The 18,490-nt window shown below is 71.8% G+C and carries 15 protein-coding genes; 7 read left to right on the top strand and 8 right to left on the bottom strand.

All coding sequences use genetic code 11. The annotated features are described in order from the left end of the window. Positions 1-139: 139 nt before the first annotated feature. The 5 genes from WAB15_RS15515 to WAB15_RS15495 all read left to right on the top strand — a co-directional run bounded on the left by WAB15_RS15515 (position 140) and on the right by WAB15_RS15495 (position 7,271). Positions 140-1,291: a Gfo/Idh/MocA family protein gene (locus WAB15_RS15515; RefSeq protein ID WP_407286619.1), complete on the top strand. Its 1,152-nt coding sequence runs from the start codon at positions 140-142 to the stop codon at positions 1,289-1,291. Further along, on the top strand, positions 1,288-2,484 hold the full coding sequence (locus WAB15_RS15510) for a dihydrodipicolinate synthase family protein (RefSeq protein ID WP_407286618.1): 1,197 nt from the start codon (positions 1,288-1,290) through the stop codon (positions 2,482-2,484). The genes WAB15_RS15515 and WAB15_RS15510 overlap by 4 nt, the downstream gene beginning before the upstream one ends. Next, on the top strand, positions 2,481-3,353 hold the full coding sequence (locus WAB15_RS15505; protein WP_407286617.1) for a sugar phosphate isomerase/epimerase family protein: 873 nt from the start codon (positions 2,481-2,483) through the stop codon (positions 3,351-3,353). Before WAB15_RS15510 ends, WAB15_RS15505 begins: the two co-directional genes overlap by 4 nt. Before the next feature lie 244 nt (positions 3,354-3,597). Then, positions 3,598-5,805: an ATP-dependent RecD-like DNA helicase gene (locus WAB15_RS15500; RefSeq protein ID WP_407286616.1), complete on the top strand. Its 2,208-nt coding sequence runs from the start codon at positions 3,598-3,600 to the stop codon at positions 5,803-5,805. 176 nt (positions 5,806-5,981) lie between these two features. Next, a complete protein-coding gene (locus WAB15_RS15495; protein ID WP_399146814.1) occupies positions 5,982-7,271 on the top strand; it encodes a citrate synthase in 1,290 nt (429 codons plus the stop codon). Positions 7,272-7,792: 521 nt separating this feature from the next. Here the strand turns inward: WAB15_RS15495 and WAB15_RS15490 are convergent. Next, complete coding sequence (locus tag WAB15_RS15490; RefSeq protein WP_399146813.1) at positions 7,793-8,080, bottom strand: heavy-metal-associated domain-containing protein; 288 nt, start codon at positions 8,078-8,080, stop codon at positions 7,793-7,795. Positions 8,081-8,363: 283 nt separating this feature from the next. On the opposite strand from WAB15_RS15490, the gene WAB15_RS15485 reads away from it, so the two are divergent. After that, positions 8,364-8,990: a DedA family protein gene (locus WAB15_RS15485; RefSeq protein WP_407286615.1), complete on the top strand. Its 627-nt coding sequence runs from the start codon at positions 8,364-8,366 to the stop codon at positions 8,988-8,990. A gap of 229 nt (positions 8,991-9,219) precedes the next feature. Here the strand turns inward: WAB15_RS15485 and WAB15_RS15480 are convergent, their stop codons facing one another. Both WAB15_RS15480 and WAB15_RS15475 read right to left on the bottom strand, forming a co-directional pair. Beyond that, positions 9,220-10,065, bottom strand: a complete 846-nt coding sequence (locus WAB15_RS15480) for a TSUP family transporter (RefSeq protein WP_399146811.1) — start codon at positions 10,063-10,065, stop codon at positions 9,220-9,222. Beyond that, positions 10,062-11,093 (bottom strand): Gfo/Idh/MocA family oxidoreductase, encoded by a 1,032-nt coding sequence (locus WAB15_RS15475; protein ID WP_407286614.1) that lies wholly within the window; start codon positions 11,091-11,093, stop codon positions 10,062-10,064. The genes WAB15_RS15480 and WAB15_RS15475 overlap by 4 nt, the downstream gene beginning before the upstream one ends. A gap of 171 nt (positions 11,094-11,264) precedes the next feature. Here WAB15_RS15475 and WAB15_RS15470 point away from each other — a divergent pair, with 171 nt between their 5' ends. After that, the gene (locus tag WAB15_RS15470) at positions 11,265-12,314 is read left to right on the top strand and encodes a LacI family DNA-binding transcriptional regulator (protein ID WP_407286613.1); all 1,050 of its coding nucleotides are present in this window, start codon (positions 11,265-11,267) and stop codon (positions 12,312-12,314) included. A gap of 182 nt (positions 12,315-12,496) precedes the next feature. On the opposite strand, the gene WAB15_RS15465 is transcribed toward WAB15_RS15470, so the two are convergent. The 5 genes from WAB15_RS15465 to WAB15_RS15445 all read right to left on the bottom strand — a co-directional run bounded on the left by WAB15_RS15465 (position 12,497) and on the right by WAB15_RS15445 (position 18,156). Further along, complete coding sequence (locus WAB15_RS15465; RefSeq protein WP_407286612.1) at positions 12,497-13,483, bottom strand: 2-dehydropantoate 2-reductase; 987 nt, start codon at positions 13,481-13,483, stop codon at positions 12,497-12,499. A 98-nt stretch (positions 13,484-13,581) separates the two neighbouring features. Beyond that, positions 13,582-13,776: an AlpA family transcriptional regulator gene (locus tag WAB15_RS15460; protein ID WP_033265761.1), complete on the bottom strand. Its 195-nt coding sequence runs from the start codon at positions 13,774-13,776 to the stop codon at positions 13,582-13,584. A gap of 253 nt (positions 13,777-14,029) precedes the next feature. Further along, positions 14,030-15,520, bottom strand: coding sequence for a sugar porter family MFS transporter (locus WAB15_RS15455; protein ID WP_407286611.1), 1,491 nt, complete (start codon positions 15,518-15,520; stop codon positions 14,030-14,032). A 354-nt stretch (positions 15,521-15,874) separates the two neighbouring features. Then, a complete protein-coding gene (locus WAB15_RS15450; protein ID WP_407286610.1) occupies positions 15,875-16,894 on the bottom strand; it encodes a Gfo/Idh/MocA family protein in 1,020 nt (339 codons plus the stop codon). Between the two features lie 341 nt (positions 16,895-17,235). Continuing rightward, complete coding sequence (locus WAB15_RS15445) at positions 17,236-18,156, bottom strand: sugar phosphate isomerase/epimerase family protein (protein WP_407286609.1); 921 nt, start codon at positions 18,154-18,156, stop codon at positions 17,236-17,238. Positions 18,157-18,490 lie beyond the last annotated feature (334 nt).

The raw sequence follows: 18,490 nt of genomic DNA, 5'->3' as shown, positions 1-18,490 counted from the left end.
TCAGTCAAGGATAAGCGGGTGGGGCCGGTCCGCGCACCCCCATTTCTCCGTTTGGCCGCCGGCGCAGACCGGTACGTACGACCTGACAGCGCACGAACACCCCCGCTCACACGATTCACATCCTGAGAGAGGCCGGGCCGTGACACGCACGACCGTACGCATCGCCATGAACGGCGTGACCGGACGCATGGGGTACCGCCAGCATCTGGTCCGCTCCCTCCTCGCCCTGCGCGAACAGGGCGGCCTCGAACTGGCCGACGGGACGGTGATCTGGCCGGAGCCGGTGCTCGTCGGCCGCTCCCCGCACAAACTGCGGGCACTGGCCGAACGCCACGGCCTGGAGGAGTGGAGCTGCGACCTCGACGCCGTGCTGGCCGACGACTCCATCGCGGTCTACTTCGACGCCCAGACCACCGCCGCCCGCCCCGAAGCAGCCAAGAAGGCGATCGCCGCCGGAAAGCACCTGTACGTCGAGAAGCCCACCACCGGCGACCTCGCGGGCGCCCTGGAACTGGCCCGGCTGGCCCGGGACGCCGGCGTCAAGAACGGCGTCGTCCAGGACAAGCTCTTCCTGCCCGGCCTGCGCAAGCTCCGCCGACTCGTCGAGGGCGGCTTCTTCGGCCGCGTGCTGTCCGTGAGGGGCGAGTTCGGCTACTGGGTCTTCGAAGGCGACTGGCAGCAGGCGCAGCGCCCCTCCTGGAACTACCGCGCCGAGGACGGCGGCGGCATCGCGGCCGACATGTTCCCGCACTGGGAGTACGTCCTGCACGAGCTGTTCGGCCCGGTGCGCACCGTCCAGGCGCGGATCACCACGCACATCCCGCGCCGCTGGGACGAGTCGGGCGCCCCGTACGACGCCACCGCCGACGACGCCGCATACGGCATCTTCGAGCTGGCCGGCGGCGTCGTCGCGCAGATCAACTCCTCCTGGGCGGTCCGGGTGCACCGCGACGAGCTGGTGGAGTTCCAGGTGGACGGCACCGAGGGCTCGGCCGTCGCCGGACTGCGCCGCTGCCGCGTCCAGCACCGCTCCACCACCCCCAAACCCCTCTGGAACCCCGATGTTCCGGCGTCCGAGCCGTTCCGCGACCAGTGGCAGGAGGTCCCCGACAACACCGCCTTCGACAACGGCTTCAAGGTGCAGTGGGAGCTGTTCCTGCGGCACGTCGTCCGCGACGAGCCCTGGCACTGGGACCTGGCCGCGGGCGCCCGCGGCGTCCAACTCGCCGAACTGGGGCGCCGCTCCTCGGCGGAGGGGCGCCGCCTGGACGTACCGGAGCTGAGCCTGTGAACGCGCCGGCCGCCGACCGGCCCCGCCCCGGGCCCGCGGCCGGCGCGACCCCGCCCGCGTCCCCCAGCGGGGCGCGGCCCCCGCTGCGCTCCCGTACCGTCTACGCCGCCGCCCACGTGGTCGCCGATCCGCTCGCCGACACCCAACCGGACGGCCCGGCCGCCCTCGACTGGGACGCCACCCTCGCCTTCCGCCACCACCTGTGGTCGCACGGCCTGGGCGTGGCCGAGGCGATGGACACCGCACAGCGCGGCATGGGCCTGGACTGGACCGGCGCCGCCGAACTCATCCGGCGCTCCGGAGCCGAGGCCCGGGCGGCCGGCGGCCTGCTCGCCTGCGGAGCGGGCACCGACCAACTACCGCCCCAGGGCGCCACACTGGCCGACATCCGGGCCGCCTACGAGGAGCAGCTCACCCTCGTCGAGGACGCCGGCGCCCGGCCGGTCCTCATGGCGTCCCGCCAGCTCGCCGCGGCCGCCACCGGACCCGACGACTACCTGGAGCTCTACGGCGGCCTGCTGCGCCAGACCACCCGGCCGGTGATCCTGCACTGGCTCGGTCCGATGTTCGACCCGGCCCTGCACGGCTACTGGGGCAGCGCGGACCCCGACGCCGCCACAAACACCCTCCTCGACCTGATCGCCGCACACCCCGGCAAGGTGGACGGCGTCAAGGTCTCCCTCCTGGACGCCGGCCGAGAGGTACGGCTGCGCCGCCGCCTCCCAGGGGCCGTGCGCTGCTACACGGGCGACGACTTCCACTACCCCGAGCTGATCGCCGGCGACGACCACGGCTTCAGCCACGCCCTGCTGGGCGTCTTCGACCCGCTCGCCCCACTGGCCGCCGACGCCGTACGTCGCCTCGATGACGCCCAAGGCCCCGAAGGCACCGCCGCGTTCCGCGCCGCCCTGGACCCCACGGTCGCCCTGGCCCGCCACCTCTTCCAGGCGCCCACCCGCTACTACAAGACGGGGGTGGTGCTGCTGGCCTGGCTGGCGGGCCACCAGTCGCACTTCACCATGGTCGGCGGCCTGCAGTCGGCCCGCTCCCTGCCGCATCTGCGCCGCGCCCACGAACTGGCCGACGCACTGGGCCTGTTCCCGGACCCGGAGCTGGCCGCGGCCCGGATGCGCGGCCTGCTCGCCGTCCACGGGGTCAAAGACCCGGCCGGAGAGACCGTGAGGCCCGTATGACCGGCTCCGCCGCCCCCGCGGCCCTCGACCGCCTGAGCCTCAATCAGGAGACCGTCAGACAGTGGTCGCTACCCGATCTGGCCAACGGGTGCGCACGGGCGGGAGTACGGGGCGTGGGCCTGTGGCGCGCCCCGGTGCGGGAGTACGGGGTGGCCGCGGCCGCCCGGCTCGTACGGGACGCCGGGCTGCGGGTCACCAGCCTGTGTCGGGGCGGGTTCTTCACCGCGGTGGACCCCGGTGAGCGGGCGGCTGCGCTGGACGACAACAGGGCGGCCCTCGACGAGGCGGCCGCCCTGGGGACCGGCACGCTCGTCCTGGTGTCCGGCGGGCTCCCGGCCGGCAGCCGGGATCTGCCCGGCGCCCGGGAACGCGTCGCCGACGCGCTGGCCGAACTGGCGCCGTACGCCGTGGAGCGCGGCGTACGGCTGGCGATCGAACCGCTTCACCCCATGTACGCGGCGGACCGCTGCGTGGTCTCCACGCTCGCCCAGGCGCTCGATCTCGCCGAGCGGTTCCCCGCCGACCAGGTGGGCGTCGTCGTGGACACCTACCACCTGTGGTGGGACGACACCGTCGGCCGGCAGATCGAGCGCGCGGGCGGCGGGGACGCCGGCGGCACGGCGGGCACACGGATCGCGGCCTTCCAGCTCGCCGACTGGATCACCCCGCTGCCCGAGGGCGCTCTGCTGGGACGCGGGCAACTCGGCGACGGGGCGGTGGACCTGCGGTGGTTCCGGGAGCGGGTCGAGGCGGCCGGCTACCGGGGGCCGATCGAGGTGGAGATCTTCAACCCGGCGCTGTGGGCCCGGGACGGCGCCGAGGTGCTGGCCGAGGTGGTCGACCGCTTCCGGACCCACGTCGTTCGGTGAACGGGGGGCGTACAACTGGTGACGGTGAAATAACTCTGCGGATGCGCGCAACCGTTGGCGGCCCCTGTCGGTCATAGCTGACGCTGGTCCCGACCGGGGAGGGATCCGGGGGGATCGGGGACCGGCGCGGAGGGGGAATCGAGGGGCCCGGCCATCGGACGGGCCCCTCGATGGAGCTCTTCGACGCCGCCCGGGGCGAGGCGGCACCACACGCGGTGTCAGACCCCGGCGGTACGGTCGGGGCATGGTCAACGCAGCCGTGGTCGAAGGGGTCCTGGAGCGGATCACCTACGCCAACGAGGAGAGCGGCTACACCGTCGCGCGCGTCGACACCGGCCGCGGCGCGAACGATCTGCTGACCGTCGTCGGCGCGCTGCTCGGGGCGCAGGTGGGGGAGTCGCTGCGGATGGAGGGCCGCTGGGGCTCCCACCCGCAGTACGGCAAGCAGTTCACCGTGGAGAACTACACCACCGTCCTGCCCGCGACGATCCAGGGCATCCGCCGCTACCTCGGCTCCGGCCTGGTCAAGGGCATCGGCCCGGTCTTCGCCGACCGCATCACCCAGCACTTCGGCGTGGACACCCTCGACATCATCGAACACGAGCCGAAGCGGCTCATCGAGGTGCCGGGCCTCGGCCCCAAGCGCACCAAGAAGATCGCCGACGCCTGGGAGGAGCAGAAGGCCATCAAGGAGGTCATGGTCTTCCTCCAGGGCGTGGGGGTGTCCACCTCCATCGCGGTGCGGATCTACAAGAAGTACGGCGACGCCTCGATCTCCGTCGTCCGCAACCAGCCCTACCGCCTCGCCGCGGACGTCTGGGGCATCGGCTTCCTGACCGCCGACCGCATCGCCCAGTCCGTCGGCATCCCCCACGACAGCCCGGACCGCGTCAAGGCGGGCCTGCAGTACGCCCTGTCGCAGTCCACCGACCAGGGGCACTGCTTCCTGCCCGAGGAGCAACTGATCGCGGACGCGGTGAAGTTGCTCCAGGTGGACACCGGCCTGGTCATCGACTGCCTGGCCGAGCTGGCCGCGGACCCGGAGGGCGTGGTCCGCGAGAAGGTGCCCGGCGAGGACGGCGTCCCGGTCACCGCCGTCTATCTGGTGCCCTTCCACCGCGCCGAGATGTCGCTGGCCGGCCGGCTGACACGGCTGCTGCGCACGGACGAGGACCGGATGCCGGCGTTCCGGGACGTCGCCTGGGACAAGGCGTTGGCGTGGCTGGCGCGCCGTACGGGCGCCGACCTGGCCCCCGAGCAGCAGCAGGCGGTGCGCCTGGCGCTGACGCGGAAGGTCGCGGTGCTCACGGGCGGGCCGGGCTGCGGCAAGTCCTTCACGGTCCGGTCCGTGGTCGAGCTGGCCCGCGCCAAGAAGGCGAAGGTGGTGCTGGCCGCGCCCACGGGCCGGGCCGCCAAGCGGCTCGCGGAGCTGACCGGCGCGGAGGCCTCCACGGTCCACCGCCTCCTGGAGCTCAAGCCCGGCGGGGACGCCGCCTACGACGCCGACCGGCCGCTGGACGCCGATCTGGTGGTCGTCGACGAGGCGTCGATGCTGGATCTGCTGCTGGCCAACAAGCTCGTCAAGGCGGTGCCGCCGGGCGCCCATCTGCTGCTGGTGGGGGACGTCGACCAGCTGCCGTCGGTGGGCGCCGGCGAGGTGCTGCGGGACCTGCTGGCCGAGCCCGGCCCGGTCCCCGCCGTCCGGCTGACTCAGATCTTCCGGCAGGCCCAGGAGTCCGGCGTGGTCACCAACGCCCACCGGATCAACTCCGGCGTCCCCCCGCTCACGACCGGACTGGCCGACTTCTTCCTGTTCGTGGAGGAGGACAATGAAGAGGCCGGACGGCTGGCCGTCGATGTCGCGGCCCGCCGGATCCCCGCCAAGTTCGGCCTGGACCCGCGCCGGGACGTCCAGGTGCTGACCCCGATGCACCGCGGCCCGGCCGGTGCGGGCGCCCTGAACGGCCTGCTCCAGCAGGCCGTCACCCCCGCCCGCCCCGATCTGCCCGAGCGCCGCTTCGGCGGCCGCGTCTTCCGCGTCGGGGACAAGGTCACCCAGATCAGGAACAACTATGAAAAGGGTCGCAACGGCGTCTTCAACGGGACGGTGGGCGTGGTCACGGCCCTGGACTCCGACGAGCAGCGGCTGACGGTGCTCACCGACGAGGACGAGGAGGTCCCCTACGACTTCGACGAACTCGACGAACTCGCGCACGCCTATGCCGTGACGATCCATCGCTCGCAGGGTAGTGAGTATCCAGCGGTGGTGATTCCGGTCACCACGAGTGCCTGGATGATGCTGCAGCGCAATTTGTTGTATACCGCCGTGACCCGGGCGAAGCGTTTGGTGGTGCTGGTCGGCTCCCGGAAGGCCCTCGGGCAGGCCGTACGCACGGTATCCGCCGGTCGGCGGTGTACGGCTCTGGCTCACCGGCTCGCCGGGGCGATGTGATGTCACTCCTCTTTCCCAATCGGGGCGAAAGGGAGCAGGATGGACACTCACGCGGCACTGAGTGCCGTAATGAGGCCCTATGGCCGACCCCGAGTGCACATCCAAGGTCCAAATGGGGGAAGGTATAGGCAGTCAGGGCACCTCGAAGAAGAGGCACAACGTCGGTGAGGGATGACGTGAGCGACAACTCTGTAGTACTGCGTTACGGGGACGGCGAATACAGCTACCCGGTCGTCGGCAGCACCGTCGGCGACAAGGGCTTCGATATCTCGAAGCTGCGCGCCCAGACCGGTCTGGTGACCCTGGACTCCGGTTACGGCAACACCGCGGCATATAAATCCGCGATCACCTATCTCGACGGTGAGCAGGGAATTCTTCGTTACCGCGGGTATCCGATCGAGCAGCTCGCAGAGCGCAGCACGTTCGTCGAGACCGCGTACCTCCTGATCAACGGTGAGCTGCCCACCGTCGATCAGCTGTCCGCCTTCAAGCAGGACATCACGTACCACACCCTGCTCCACGAGGACGTCAAGCGCTTCTACGACGGCTTCCCCCGGGACGCTCACCCGATGGCGATGCTGTCCTCGGTCGTCAGCGCGCTGTCGACGTTCTACCAGGACAGCCACAACCCGTTCGACGAGCAGCAGCGCCACATCTCCACGATCCGGCTGCTGGCCAAGCTCCCGACGATCGCGGCGTACGCCTACAAGAAGTCGGTCGGCCACCCGGTCGTCTACCCGAGCAACGACCTCGGGTACGTCGAGAACTTCCTGCGGATGACCTTCTCGGTGCCCGCCGCGGACTACGACCTCGACCCGGTCGTGGTCAGCGCCCTGGACAAGCTGCTGATCCTGCACGCCGACCACGAGCAGAACTGCTCGACCTCCACGGTCCGCCTGGTCGGCTCCTCGCAGGCGAACCTCTTCGCCTCGATCTCGGCCGGTATCAGTGCCCTGTGGGGTCCCCTGCACGGTGGTGCCAACCAGTCCGTGCTGGAGATGCTGGAAGGCATCCAGCGCGACGGCGGCGACGTCGACTCCTTCATCCGCAAGGTGAAGAACAAGGAAGACGGCGTGAAGCTCATGGGCTTCGGGCACCGCGTCTACAAGAACTTCGACCCCCGCGCGAAGATCATCAAGGCGGCGGCGCACGATGTCCTCTCCGCGCTCGGCAAGTCCGACGAGCTGCTGGACATCGCCCTCAAGCTGGAGGAGCACGCGCTGTCCGACGACTACTTCGTCGAGCGCAAGCTCTACCCGAACGTGGACTTCTACACCGGTCTGATCTACCGGGCGATGGGCTTCCCCACCGAGATGTTCACCGTGCTCTTCGCGCTCGGCCGGCTGCCCGGCTGGATCGCCCAGTGGCACGAGATGATCAAGGAGCCCGGCTCCCGCATCGGCCGCCCGCGGCAGATCTACACCGGCGCCGTCGAGCGCGACTTCGTGCCGGTCGAGCAGCGCTGACGGCCGCCGGCCGCCGCTGTCCCGGATAGACGAAAGCGCCCCGCCTCCGGATCCCCCCACGGGTCCAGAGTGCGGGGCGCTTCCCATATCCCGGTTGGATTCCCCCCACGGGATCCGTCCGGGCGCTCCGGGTTGCACCGCGCTCTGCCGGGACGCGCACATCGGGAGGGCCGCTCAAAGCTCCCCGGGCACGTCGCCCCGGCTACGCGTAGCCGGGCACGATCCCCCAAGATCGACACGGCTGTCGCAGTGCAAGCCCCGCCGGGGTGCCTGCACTGCCCGGTTAGACTCGCGACCCCCCTCAATGGTTACGTTCCAATGAGTGTGATCTGGGTCTCTTGCCATATGTGGGCGAATGCGGTCAAGGGCCATGATCTGGAGATCGGAGCCCGGGGGTATGGGTGTTGTGCCCCAGGGTGGGGGTGTTGTGCCAGTCGTAAAGGCTGTGTGAATGTTCTTGATCGCAGATCGGGGTGCGGGCCGCCGCTGACGGTACCCGTACCGCCAGCGGCGATCAGATGTCAGACGCCCCGACCCGCGAACTCGTAGCCGGCCTCGTCGACGGCCGCGCGCACGGCCTCCTCGTCCAGAGGGTTCTTGGAGGTCACGGTCACCAGGCCGGTGGCCGCGACCGCCTGCACCGAGCTGACACCGGCGATCTCGCCGATCTCGGACGACACCGCACCCTCGCAGTGGCCGCACGTCATGCCGGTGACCTTGTACGTGGCGGTCACCTCGCCGACCTGGACGTCGGTGCCGCCGGAGTGGCGGGAGCCTTCGGGGGTGCAGCAGGAGCCGTTCTCGTTCATGGGGGAATCTCCTTGTGGTGCCGGTGTCTGGTGCGGCTGTCCGGTGCCGGCTTCCGGGCCGAGCCGTGGGGCGCGGCCTTCCGTGTGCCGGCGACTGCCGGAGTGTCGCATGGTGGCGGTGGCGCACGGGGTCCCGGCGGCTGCCGGTGTTCCCGACCCCAGATACTTTATACCCCTAGGGGGTATCGATCCAGCGCCTCGCCGCGCCCACCGCGTTGCCGAGCGCCGCACCCCGCGTCAGCCTTGGGTTACGGACTCGGGGCGGATCCGAGGAGGCGGCCGGATGGACGTACTCGCCCTCTACGGCCTGCTGGTGCTCACCACGCTGCCGCCGCTGGTCCCCAACTCCGCCCTGCTCGTCTCCGTCGGCGTGCTCGCCTCCCGCGGCGAACTCTTCCTGCCCCAGGTCCTGCTGGTCGTGGCCGGCAGTGCCGTGCTGGGGGACCTGCTGATGTACCTCGCCGCACGGCGGTTCGGCGAGCCCGTACGCGCCTGGATGCGCCGCAACCCCCGCCGCCGGGCGCTGCTGGAGTGGACCTCCCAGCGGATCCAGCGCTACGGCGTGCCGTTCGTGATCGTCGTGCGGTTCCTGCCCAGCGGTCGGATCGCCGGGGCGCTGGCCTCCGGGGTGCTGCGCTATCCGCTGCGCAAGTACGCGCTCGGCGCCGGCATCGCCGAGGCGACCTGGGCGACGTACTCCGTCGGCCTCGGCTACCTGGGCAGCGCGGCCGCCGACAACCGCCTCCACGCCGCCGCACTCGGCCTGGGCGTCTCCTGCGCGGTCGCCGCGGTGGGCACCGCGATCCAGTGGGTGGCCCGCCGCCGGGCGCTGCGGCAGCGGCCCGAGGGGGGCGGCGAACGGGACGGCGAGGGGCGCGACGACCGGACCTCATCGACCGCGGCGGCCTGAACGCGGCCGCCCGGCGCCCGTCGAGGCCTGCGGTTCCGCGACGGGCGGGGCGATTGTCAGTGGCCGGCCGTACAGTTCAGGCATGGAGCGATTACGGAGAGTGATGAAGTGGGTGCGGGAGTTGCGCGGCGCTCTCCGGCCATCGGCCCGTCACCCGACTGGCGGACCGGACCGTCGGCGGTCTGCCGCGCCGGCGGTGGACCGGCGCTGGGGCGGTAGGCGGTCTGGGTCAACGGAGGAGGTTGAGGCTGGAGGCGGCGGTGCACAAGAGCACCAGGCGGTCGAAGAGTGCCTGGTCGATGCGGCGCACCAGGGCCCGCCCGAGGAGCGCCCCGACCGGCACGGCGCACACCAGCACCGCGTCCAGCGCGAGGCCGTCGGGCGTGAGCAGGCCCAGCCCGATGCTGAACGGCAGCTTGAAGAGATTGACGAGGAGGAAGAACCACGCCCCCGTCCCCAGGAATCCGAGCATCGTGAAGCCCGCGGACAGCAGATAGAGCGACATCGCGGGACCGCCCGCGTTGGCGACCATGGTGGCGAATCCGGCGACGAGCCCGAAGAACAGGGTGCGGGCATACGCGCGGCGCCCGGCCGCCGCGCCGGAATCCCGAGCCGCGGCCCGCCCCGTGTCCGCCTCCAGCGCCGCACCCGGCCCACCGCTCGGGACGGCCGCCGCCGATGCCCCGCGGTCACGGTCACCGGCACGGCGCGCGCGCCCGCGCCGCCAGAGGTGGTGCAGCACGATCGTCAGCAGCAGCGCGCCGATCGTGCGGCGGACGGCCTCGTCACCGGTTCCGGCGACGAACACGGCACCGAGCAGCACCCCGACCGCCACCGACGGCAGCAGCCGCAGCAGCGTGGGCCAGTCGGTGTGCGCGCGGTAGGTGCGGACGGCCAGTACGTCCCCGACGAGGAGCAGCGGGAGCAGGACGCCGGTGGACTCCCTGGCGGGCAGTACGGCGGCGAAGAGGGCGACGCTCAGCGCGCCGACGCCGCTGACGGCGGTCTTGGAGACCCCCACCAGCAGCGCGGCGAACACCAGCGTGCCGAGTGAGACGACCCCGAGGTCGCTCACGCGTCCAGAGCCACCGGGCCGGCCGTACCGCGGACGTCCGCGACGGCGACCGGCTCGCCGGTCCGACGCGAACGCTCGCAGGCCTCGGCGACATACAGCGCCTCCAGGGCCTCCTCGGGCGGGCAGGGGTTCGGCGCCCGGCCGGCGGCGACCTCGACGAACACGCCCAGCTCCGTGACGTAGGCGGCGTGGAAGCGCTCCATGAAGGTGGCGTAGGGGTCGGCCGCCCGCTGCCAGGACAGCTGCGGCTCCGCGGACGGCAGCGGCGCACGGTCGTCGAGGCCGACGAAGCGGGCGCCCTCGGAGCCGCAGACCTCCAGCCGGACGTCATGGCCCGCGCCGTTGTAGCGGGTGGCGGTGACCGTCGCCAGGGTGTCGTCGTCGAAGCGCAGCAGCGCCGCGCAGGTGTCGACGTCGTCGCCGTCGGCGAAGAAGGACGCGCCGCGGTTGGCGCCCTGGGCGTAGACCGAGACCACCTCGCGGCCGGTCAGCCAGCGCAGGATGTCGAAGTCGTGGATGGAGCAGTCCCGGAACAGCCCGCCGGAGGTGGGGATGTACCCGGCCGGCGGCGGGGTCCGGTCGCTGGTGCAGGCGCGCAGCGTGTGCAGCCAGCCCAGTTCGCCGGACCGCAGCGCCGCGCGCGCGGCGCGGTAGCCCGCGTCGAAGCGGCGCTGGAAGCCGATCTGCACGGGCACGGTGCCGGCCTGCGCCCGCTCCACCACTCCGACGGTGCCCAGGACGTCCAGCGCGACCGGCTTCTCGCAGAAGACCGGCACGCCGGCGTCCAGGGCCTGGTGGATCAGTGCGGCGTGTGCGCTGGTCGCGGCGGTGATCACCACACCGTCCAGGCCCTCCGCGTACATCTCCGCGATGCTCGCGGCGGCACGTACGCCGAGGGTGTCCGCCAGCGCGGCGGCCCGCGCGGTCTCGGCGTCCGCGACCACGAGGTCGGTGACGCCCGGGACGCTCTGCAGGGTCGCGGCGTGGAACGCGCCGATACGCCCGGTACCGATGAGGCCGATCTTCATGCTCGGTCCTTCCAAGGAGGGGAGAGACAATCATTGGAACGGTCCAACGCCCGCCGTTCCGGGCACCCTGCATGTCCGGATGTCCGCATGTCAACCCCTGGGCAGAGGCGAAAGCGGGTGCAGGGGCGTATGCGTTGACGCCTCCCCGCCCCGATGGAAGGATCCCCCCTCATGGAACGGTCCAACGAGCCCGCCGACGGACGAGGCGGACGCCCCCCGACGATCCGTGGCGTCGCCGAGCGGGCCGGCGTCTCCAAGTCGCTGGTGTCACTGGTGCTGCAGGGCTCCCCGCGGGTCAGCGACGCCAAGCGGCAGGCCGTACTGGACGCCATCGACGAGCTCGGCTACCGGCCGAACGCCGCCGCCCGCAGCCTGGTCGCGCGCCGCACCCACACCGTCGGCGTGCTGCTGAACGACATGCGCAACCCCTGGTTCGTCGAGGTCCTCGACGGCCTCAACTCGCTGCTGCAGGCACACGGCCTGCGGATGCTGATGGCCGACGGCCGACTCGACCGACGGGCCGGACAGGACTTCGCCCGCACCTTCCAGGAACTTCGGGTCGACGGCATCGTCGTCGTCGGCACGCTCCCGGACACCGACGGCCTCGCCGAGGTCGCCGAGCGACTGCCCACGGTCATCGCGGGAAACCACGAACCGCGGCTGCCGCGCGTCGACATCGTCGCCAACGACGACGAGCGCGGCGCCCGCCTCGCCACCGAGCACCTGCTCTCCCTCGGCCACCGCCGGATCGCCCATATCGCCGGTCAGGGACTCGTCGGCGAGCTGCGCCGGCGCGGCTTCGAGGCCGCCCTGCGCGCCCACGGCCGGGCGGCGGACGCCGTCGTGGAGCCCGGCGACGGGACCGAGGAGGGCGGCTACCGGGCCGCGGTGCGCCTGCTCAACCCCTCGCGCGGTGCCGAACGCCCCACCGCGGTCTTCGCGTTCAACGACATATCCTGCGTCGGCGCGCTCTCCGCCGCCCAGGAACTGGGGCTGTCCGTGCCCGCCGACCTCTCCCTGGTCGGCTACGACAACACCTACCTCGCCCGCATCCGGCACCTCTGGCTGAACTCGGTGAACAACGCCAGCCACGAGGTCGGCCGCCGGGCGGCCCGCTGCCTGCTGGACCGGATGGACCGCCCGGACACCCCGGCCGCCCACCGACTCGTCGCACCGGAACTGGAGACCAGAGGCTCTACGGCGCCACCGCGGGACGCCTGACGGTCCGCGCCGCCTGATCTCTAGGGGGTCTCCGCAAAGTCCCGTCGTCCGCCCGTAGGGCGGGGCCTGCGGCGTCCGGTGCCGGAGGGCCGTCCTCGTAGTGGGCTACGTGGACGATCCCGACAACGCGGCGAGGCGCCGTGCCGGGCGTCGCAGGCCAGGCGGGACTTTGCGGGCACCCCCTAGGCCCCGTCCGGCGCGGCGGACGGCGGGGCGCCGCCGCCCCGGGCCGACCGCGCGACCCCGGCCGGCCACTCGCCCCGCAGCTCGCGGTCCACCGCCCGCAGCAGCGTCAGCAGCATGCCGTTCAACGGCGTCGCGATACCGTGCCGTTCGCCCGCCCGGACCACCGCTCCCGTGATGAACTCCTGCTCCATCGGGCGGCCGGCGAGCCGGTCGTAGAGCATCGAGGAACCGCCGTCCGCAGGCGCCGTGGCGTACAGCTCCAGGGTCCTGGTGATGTCCTCGTCGCCGAGGTCCGCGCCCTCCGCCCGGGCCACGGCGGCCGCCTCGGACAGCAGGTCACGGGTGAGTGCGACCATCTCGGGGTGGGCGAGGGCCCCGATCCGCTGCTGGAGCAGGGCGGTGATCGGGTTGGCCGCGAGATTGGTGAACAGCTTGCGCCAAGCGGCCGTGGCGAAGTTGCGCACCGGGTGCACCCGCAGCCCGGTGCCGTCGAACACGGCGGCGAACCGTGTGCCCAACGGGCCCTCGGGGACGTGCAGTTCGCTGGCGACGTGGTGCCGGATCCGGCCGGGCGCGGTGCGCTCCGCCGAGATGTAGACGACGGTGGGGAGGATGCCGGTGCCCCTGGGGACGAGCGAAGCGACGCGTTCCTCCTGATCGATGCCGTTCTGGAGCACCGCGACGGCGGCGCCGGGACCGCACAGCCGCCGCAGCCAGCCCTCGGCGCCCGAGGTGTCCTGCGCTTTGGTGGTCAGCAGCACCCAGTCGACCGGCGCCACCCGCGCCGGATCGGTGGCGATCCGCACCGCCGCGGTCCGGACGTCGCCGCCGCTCTCGACGGTGAGGCTCGGCAACGGGCTGCGTACGCACAAGGTCACGTCGAGGCCGGCCCACCCGGCGAGGGCGGCGGTATAGCCGCCGATCGCGCCGGCGCCGATCACCGCGATCCGGGCGGGCGCCGCGGGCCGGGGATTCTGGGGCATACCACGATCGTAGAACCACGGCGCGCGCCGGGACACGCGCGATCCGGGCCCCGGCACCGGGCAGCGGCGCCGGGGCCCGGGGGCCTGTTCAGGCGGCGTCAGCGCCGGCCACGCTGGCCGGGGCGCTGGGCCACCCATGCTCTGACCGTGTCGGCGAACCAGTACGGTTTTCCGCCCTCGACCAGATCCGGTTCCGGCAGCAGCCCGTGCTTGCGGTACGAGCGCACGGTGTCCGGCTGCACCTGGATGTGCGCGGCGATCTCCTTGTACGACCAGAGCCTGCGGTCGGTCATTTCCGTCACCTCCTGAGCGCCGTACGCAGGGGCGGCCCGGGGGAGCCGTCGGGGGCCGCGTACGGCCTGGTGATCACTCACCCTGTGCCCGGACAACGACACCGAGTGACCGCGGGGGAGGGGCTGTTGATCGACTGTGACGGAAGGCCCGCGCAACGGTGACAGCCGTGACGGGGCACGGACGGCTGTGACGAGGGGCGGACGGCCGTGACGAGGCGGGGACGGCGGCGCCGAGGAGGCACAGACCTCGCCGTCAGCGGACAGAGGTCTCCGGGACCACACCCTCGACCCCCGCGGCCCCGTTCGCCTCTTCGGCCTCTTCAGCCTCTTTGGCCTCCCCGGCCCCGGCCGCCCTCCGCAGCTCACGCTCCAGATCCTCCAGCGCCAGCCCCTTCGTCTCCGGCGCGTACCGCTTGCAGAAGACCAGGGACACCGCGCACATCGCGCCGAAGAACCAGAAGGTGACGCCGGCACCGGCCAGATCGAGCAGCACCGGAAAGACCAGCGCGACCGCGAAGTTGACCACCCACATCACGAACACCGCCGCGCCCATGGCCAGTCCGCGGACCCTGAGCGGGAACATCTCGGCGAGCAGCAGCCACACCCCGGTGTTCAACGTGGCCTGCATGAAGGCCATGTAGAGCACCATCAGACACAGGACGAGGGCGCTGACGGCGGTGGACCGCGGGAGATGGAAGGACGCCCCGAGCAGGGCGAGCGAGACCGTCATCCCGGCCAGCCCCGTGATCAGCATCGGCCGCCGCCCGACCCGGTCGATCAGGGACATCCCGATCGCGGTGGCCAGGACGGAGATCGCCCCGACGGCGATGGTCGCGGTGATCGCGGCGCCGGTGCCCAGCCCCGTCGACGCCAGGATCTTGGGCGCGAAGTACACCACCGCGTTGACGCCGGTGATCTGCTGGACCGCCGCCAGCCCGATGCCCACCAGCAGCAGGCGCCGCACCCAGGGCGTACGCAGCTGCTGCCAGGCACCGCGCTGCGCACCCGCCTCCAGGCTGCGGGCCCGGTCGATACGGGCCAGCTCGGCGGGGACGTCCTCGGCGGGCAGCGTACGGCGCAGCACCGCGGCCGCGTCGTCCTGCCGCCCCTTGCTGATGTACCAGCGCGGGGTGTCGGGCAGGAAGAACAGGCCGACGAACAGCGCCACCGCGGGCAACGCGGCAAGACCCAGCATCCAGCGCCAGGCCTCCCACTGCGCCAGTACGGCGTTGATCAGGTAGGCCAGCAGCTGACCGCTGACGATCATCAGCGAGTTGAAGGAGACCAGCCGGCCGCGAATGTGCGGGGGCGCGATCTCGGAGAGGTAGAGCGGGGTGATGACGGAGGCGCTGCCGACGGCGAGGCCGAGGACGAACCGCGCCACCGTCATGACGGCGACCGTGGGGGAGAGCGCCACCGCCAGCGCGCCGCCGATGAACACGGCGCCCGCCCACAGCAGGGAGTCGCGCCGGCCCAGCGCGTCCGACATCCGGCCGCCGATCAGCGAGCCGAAGGCCGCGCCGATCAGCAGCGCGCTGGTGATGACGCCTTCGCCCAGGGACGTGAGGCCGAAGTGGACCTCCATGAAGGGGAGGGCGCCGGAGATCACTCCGGTGTCGTAGCCGAAGAGGGCGCCGCCGAGCGCGGCGATGGCGGCGATGGCGACGATGAAGCGTGTGGCGCGGCGGGACCGCGGGCCGACACGCGGGGCGATGGACGCCGCCCGGCTGGTCGGGGCGGTCATTGTCAGCTCCGGCCCGTCAGGACGGTCGACCCGCCGCCCGGAGAGGACGGTTCGGGCGCCGGGGCGGCGCCGCGGACCGGTACGGAGCGTTGCGGGGTGGCGCCACGGGCGAGGTGCACGGTACGGCCAAGCGGAACGGCGTCCGGCGCGGAATGCATGTGCGGGGCCTTTCAACGGATCGGAAGCGAGCGGATACGTGACGAGGAACGGGCGGCACGACACAACACCTCGGCGGCACGGCGCAACACGCCGCAGCAGCGCGGCACAACACGCCGCAGCGGCACGGCGCGACACGCCGCGGCAGCGCGGCGCGACACCAGCCGCCACCGGCTCCGCGAGGGCCGCCACCGCCCCCTACCGGTACAGCGCCGGCCGCTCGATCAGCTCGACCGCCACCCGCTCGCCGCCGGCCTGGGCGAGCACGCCCGCCTCGCACACCGCGGCCGCCGCATAGCCGTCCCAGCAGCTGGGACCCTCGACCTCGCCGCGCCGGGTGGCGTTCACCCAGAGCTGCACCTGCCGGTCGTACGCCTCCTCGAAGCGCTCCACGAACCCCGGGGGGACGGCACCGCCCCAGCGGCCGGCCGCGTTGGTGAACACCCCGTGGTCGTCGCCGATCCTGGCGGTTCCGTTCTCGCAGACCGCCTCGCAGCCGACCTGGTAGCCGAAGCCGCAGTTGACGAAGATCTCGGTGTCGACGACCTGGCCGCCCGCGGTCTCGAAGAGGACCAGCTGCGGGTCGCTCAGGCCATCGGGAGCGTTCCCGGTGGGCGCCGGCCGCAGCACCCGTACCGCCGTGATCTCCTCCTCCAGCAGCCAGCGGGTCACATCGATCTCGTGCACCACCGAGTCGTTGATCATCATCGCGTTGGTGAAGCCGGGCGGGGTGTCGGCGTTGCGGTGCTTGTTGTGCAGCATCAGCGGACGCCCGTACGTTCCCTGGTCCAGAAGGGACTTGAGGGCGCGGTAGTCGGCGTCGTAGCGACGCATGAAGCCCACCTGCACGCGGCGGTGGCCCAGCGCCTGCTCGGCTTCCAGGACGCGCAGCGCGGAGGCGGCGTCCGGCGTCAGCGGCTTCTCGCACAGTACGGGCAGATCGCGCGCGAAGGCTTCCAGGAGTGCCGCCTCGTGCGCGGGGCCCGGCGAGGCGATGAGTACGGCGTCCACCGAGGGGTCGTCCATGGCGGTGGCGGGGTCGGTGTAGGGGGTACACCCTTCGATGCCGTCGGCGAGGTGCTTGACCCGGGCCGCGTCGATGTCGACCACCGCCGCCACCCGGGCGCCACTGATCACCTCGTTGATCCGGCGGACGTGATCGGCGCCCATCCGGCCCGTGCCGATGACCGCCACACCCAGCGTTCCGTACGAAGTCATGTCGTCCTCAAGTCCTTACGTGCTTCAGAGTGCTACAGAGCGTGATGTACTCTGGGAACAGATTACTCTCCGTAATCGTTGCCGGAGATATAAGGAGGCGTCACAAGGCGAACACAGGCGAGTGCGGCTGACGCGACCAAGGGCGGCCGAACGCAAGCGCCTACACCTACGTATGTGCATCCGAATCCGTATCCGCATCCGTATCCGCATCCGTATTCGCATGCCGGCGCACCCGCAGGGCCGACTTCAACGCGCCCACAGGGTGAACTGCCGCCACCAACTGGCGGCCGAGCCGCCATCAACGGCCACCCCCGCCCGCAGCCTCCGCCCCCTCTGCCGCCTCAGGCGCCGCAGGACCGCAGGAAGCGGCGCGTGCGCTCGGCGATGGGGAACGGCTGGTCGGGCGGGCAGGGGTACATGTCCTGCTCGACGATGGCGAAGAGGTCGACGTCCAGCTCCTGTGCGGCCTCCAGGACGGGCGGCAGTGCGGGCACGCCGAGCGGCGGCTCGCACATCACGCCCTGCTGGACGGCCGGGCCGAACGGCGTGCCCTTGGCCACGACGTCGCTGAGGATGTCCGGGTCGACCTGCTTGAGGTGGAGGTAGCCGATCCGCTCGCCGTAGGTGCGGATCAGCTTGACGCTGTCCCCGCCGCAGTAGGCGTAGTGGCCGGTGTCCAGGCAGAGGTTGACCAGGTCGGAGTCGGTCACGTGCAGGAACCGCTCGACGTGTTCCTCGGTGTCGATGTGGGTGTCGGCGTGCGGGTGCACGACGATGTCCAGCCCGAACTCGTCCTGTACGCGCTTGCCCAGCCGTTCCATGCCGGTCGTCAGGTGCTTCCACTGCTCGACGGTCAGCTCGCGCGGTTCGAGCTCCTCGGCGGTCTTGTCGTCCCGCCAGAAGGACGGGATGACGACCAGGTGCTTGGCACCCATGGCCTGGGTGAGGGTGGCGACTTCGGAGACGTGCGCCCAGGTCTTGTCCCAGACGGACGGGCCGTGGTGCATCGAGGTGAAGATCGTGCCGGCCGAGACCTTCAGGCTGCGGCGGGCGATCTCCTCGCGCAGGACGGCGGGGTCGGTGGGGAGGTAACCGTACGGGCCGAGCTCGATCCACTCGTAGCCGGCCTCGGCGACCTCGTCCAGGAAGCGCCGCCAGGGGACCTGCTGGTCGTCGTCGGGGAACCACACCCCCCATGAGTCGGGGGCGGAACCGATGCGGATGCGGTCCAGAACGCGGGGGGCGGCATGGGGAACGGTCATGCTGCGGCTCTCCTCTCGCCGGTCGGCGGTGACCGGGAGGCGCTGGGTGGGTTGTGGGGCACAGCCTCTCTGGCGCCCCAGGGAGTGTCAAGACTTCGTCCTGACATAAGGACTTAATGACTTTGTGGCGGCGGGGGCGTGTGGGGGTGTGGCGGGGGAGTGCATCGGGGGTGGGTCCGGGCGCGTCGAGGATCGTATTGCGGGTGTATTGCGGGCGTCTTGGGGGTGTGTGTCGGGGGTTGTCTCAGGGGTGCGCCGAGGGGTGCCCCCGGGTTGCTTCGCCGCCACCCCGGAGGTGGCTTCCTCGATCCTTGACGTCAGAATGTAAGGACAA

The sequence above is a fragment of the Streptomyces sirii genome, from assembly GCF_045690365.1.
Taxonomy (GTDB): domain Bacteria; phylum Actinomycetota; class Actinomycetes; order Streptomycetales; family Streptomycetaceae; genus Streptomyces; species Streptomyces sirii.
Note: the sequence above shows the minus strand (reverse complement) of the source record. Positions and strands in the feature narration are given on the sequence as shown.

Bases quoted from the DNA above. Each gene is read 5' to 3' on its own strand.
- WAB15_RS15450 (WP_407286610.1), bottom strand. From the start codon at position 16,894: ATGACTTCGTACGGAACGCTGGGTGTGGCGGTCATCGGCACGGGCCGG.
- WAB15_RS15490 (WP_399146813.1), bottom strand. From the start codon at position 8,080: ATGAACGAGAACGGCTCCTGCTGCACCCCCGAAGGCTCCCGCCACTCC.
- WAB15_RS15485 (WP_407286615.1), top strand. From the start codon at position 8,364: ATGGACGTACTCGCCCTCTACGGCCTGCTGGTGCTCACCACGCTGCCG.
- WAB15_RS15460 (WP_033265761.1), bottom strand. From the start codon at position 13,776: ATGACCGACCGCAGGCTCTGGTCGTACAAGGAGATCGCCGCGCACATC.
- WAB15_RS15455 (WP_407286611.1), bottom strand. From the start codon at position 15,520: ATGACCGCCCCGACCAGCCGGGCGGCGTCCATCGCCCCGCGTGTCGGC.
- WAB15_RS15505 (WP_407286617.1), top strand. From the start codon at position 2,481: ATGACCGGCTCCGCCGCCCCCGCGGCCCTCGACCGCCTGAGCCTCAAT.
- WAB15_RS15445 (WP_407286609.1), bottom strand. From the start codon at position 18,156: ATGACCGTTCCCCATGCCGCCCCCCGCGTTCTGGACCGCATCCGCATC.
- WAB15_RS15470 (WP_407286613.1), top strand. From the start codon at position 11,265: ATGGAACGGTCCAACGAGCCCGCCGACGGACGAGGCGGACGCCCCCCG.
- WAB15_RS15500 (WP_407286616.1), top strand. From the start codon at position 3,598: ATGGTCAACGCAGCCGTGGTCGAAGGGGTCCTGGAGCGGATCACCTAC.
- WAB15_RS15475 (WP_407286614.1), bottom strand. From the start codon at position 11,093: ATGAAGATCGGCCTCATCGGTACCGGGCGTATCGGCGCGTTCCACGCC.
- WAB15_RS15465 (WP_407286612.1), bottom strand. From the start codon at position 13,483: ATGCCCCAGAATCCCCGGCCCGCGGCGCCCGCCCGGATCGCGGTGATC.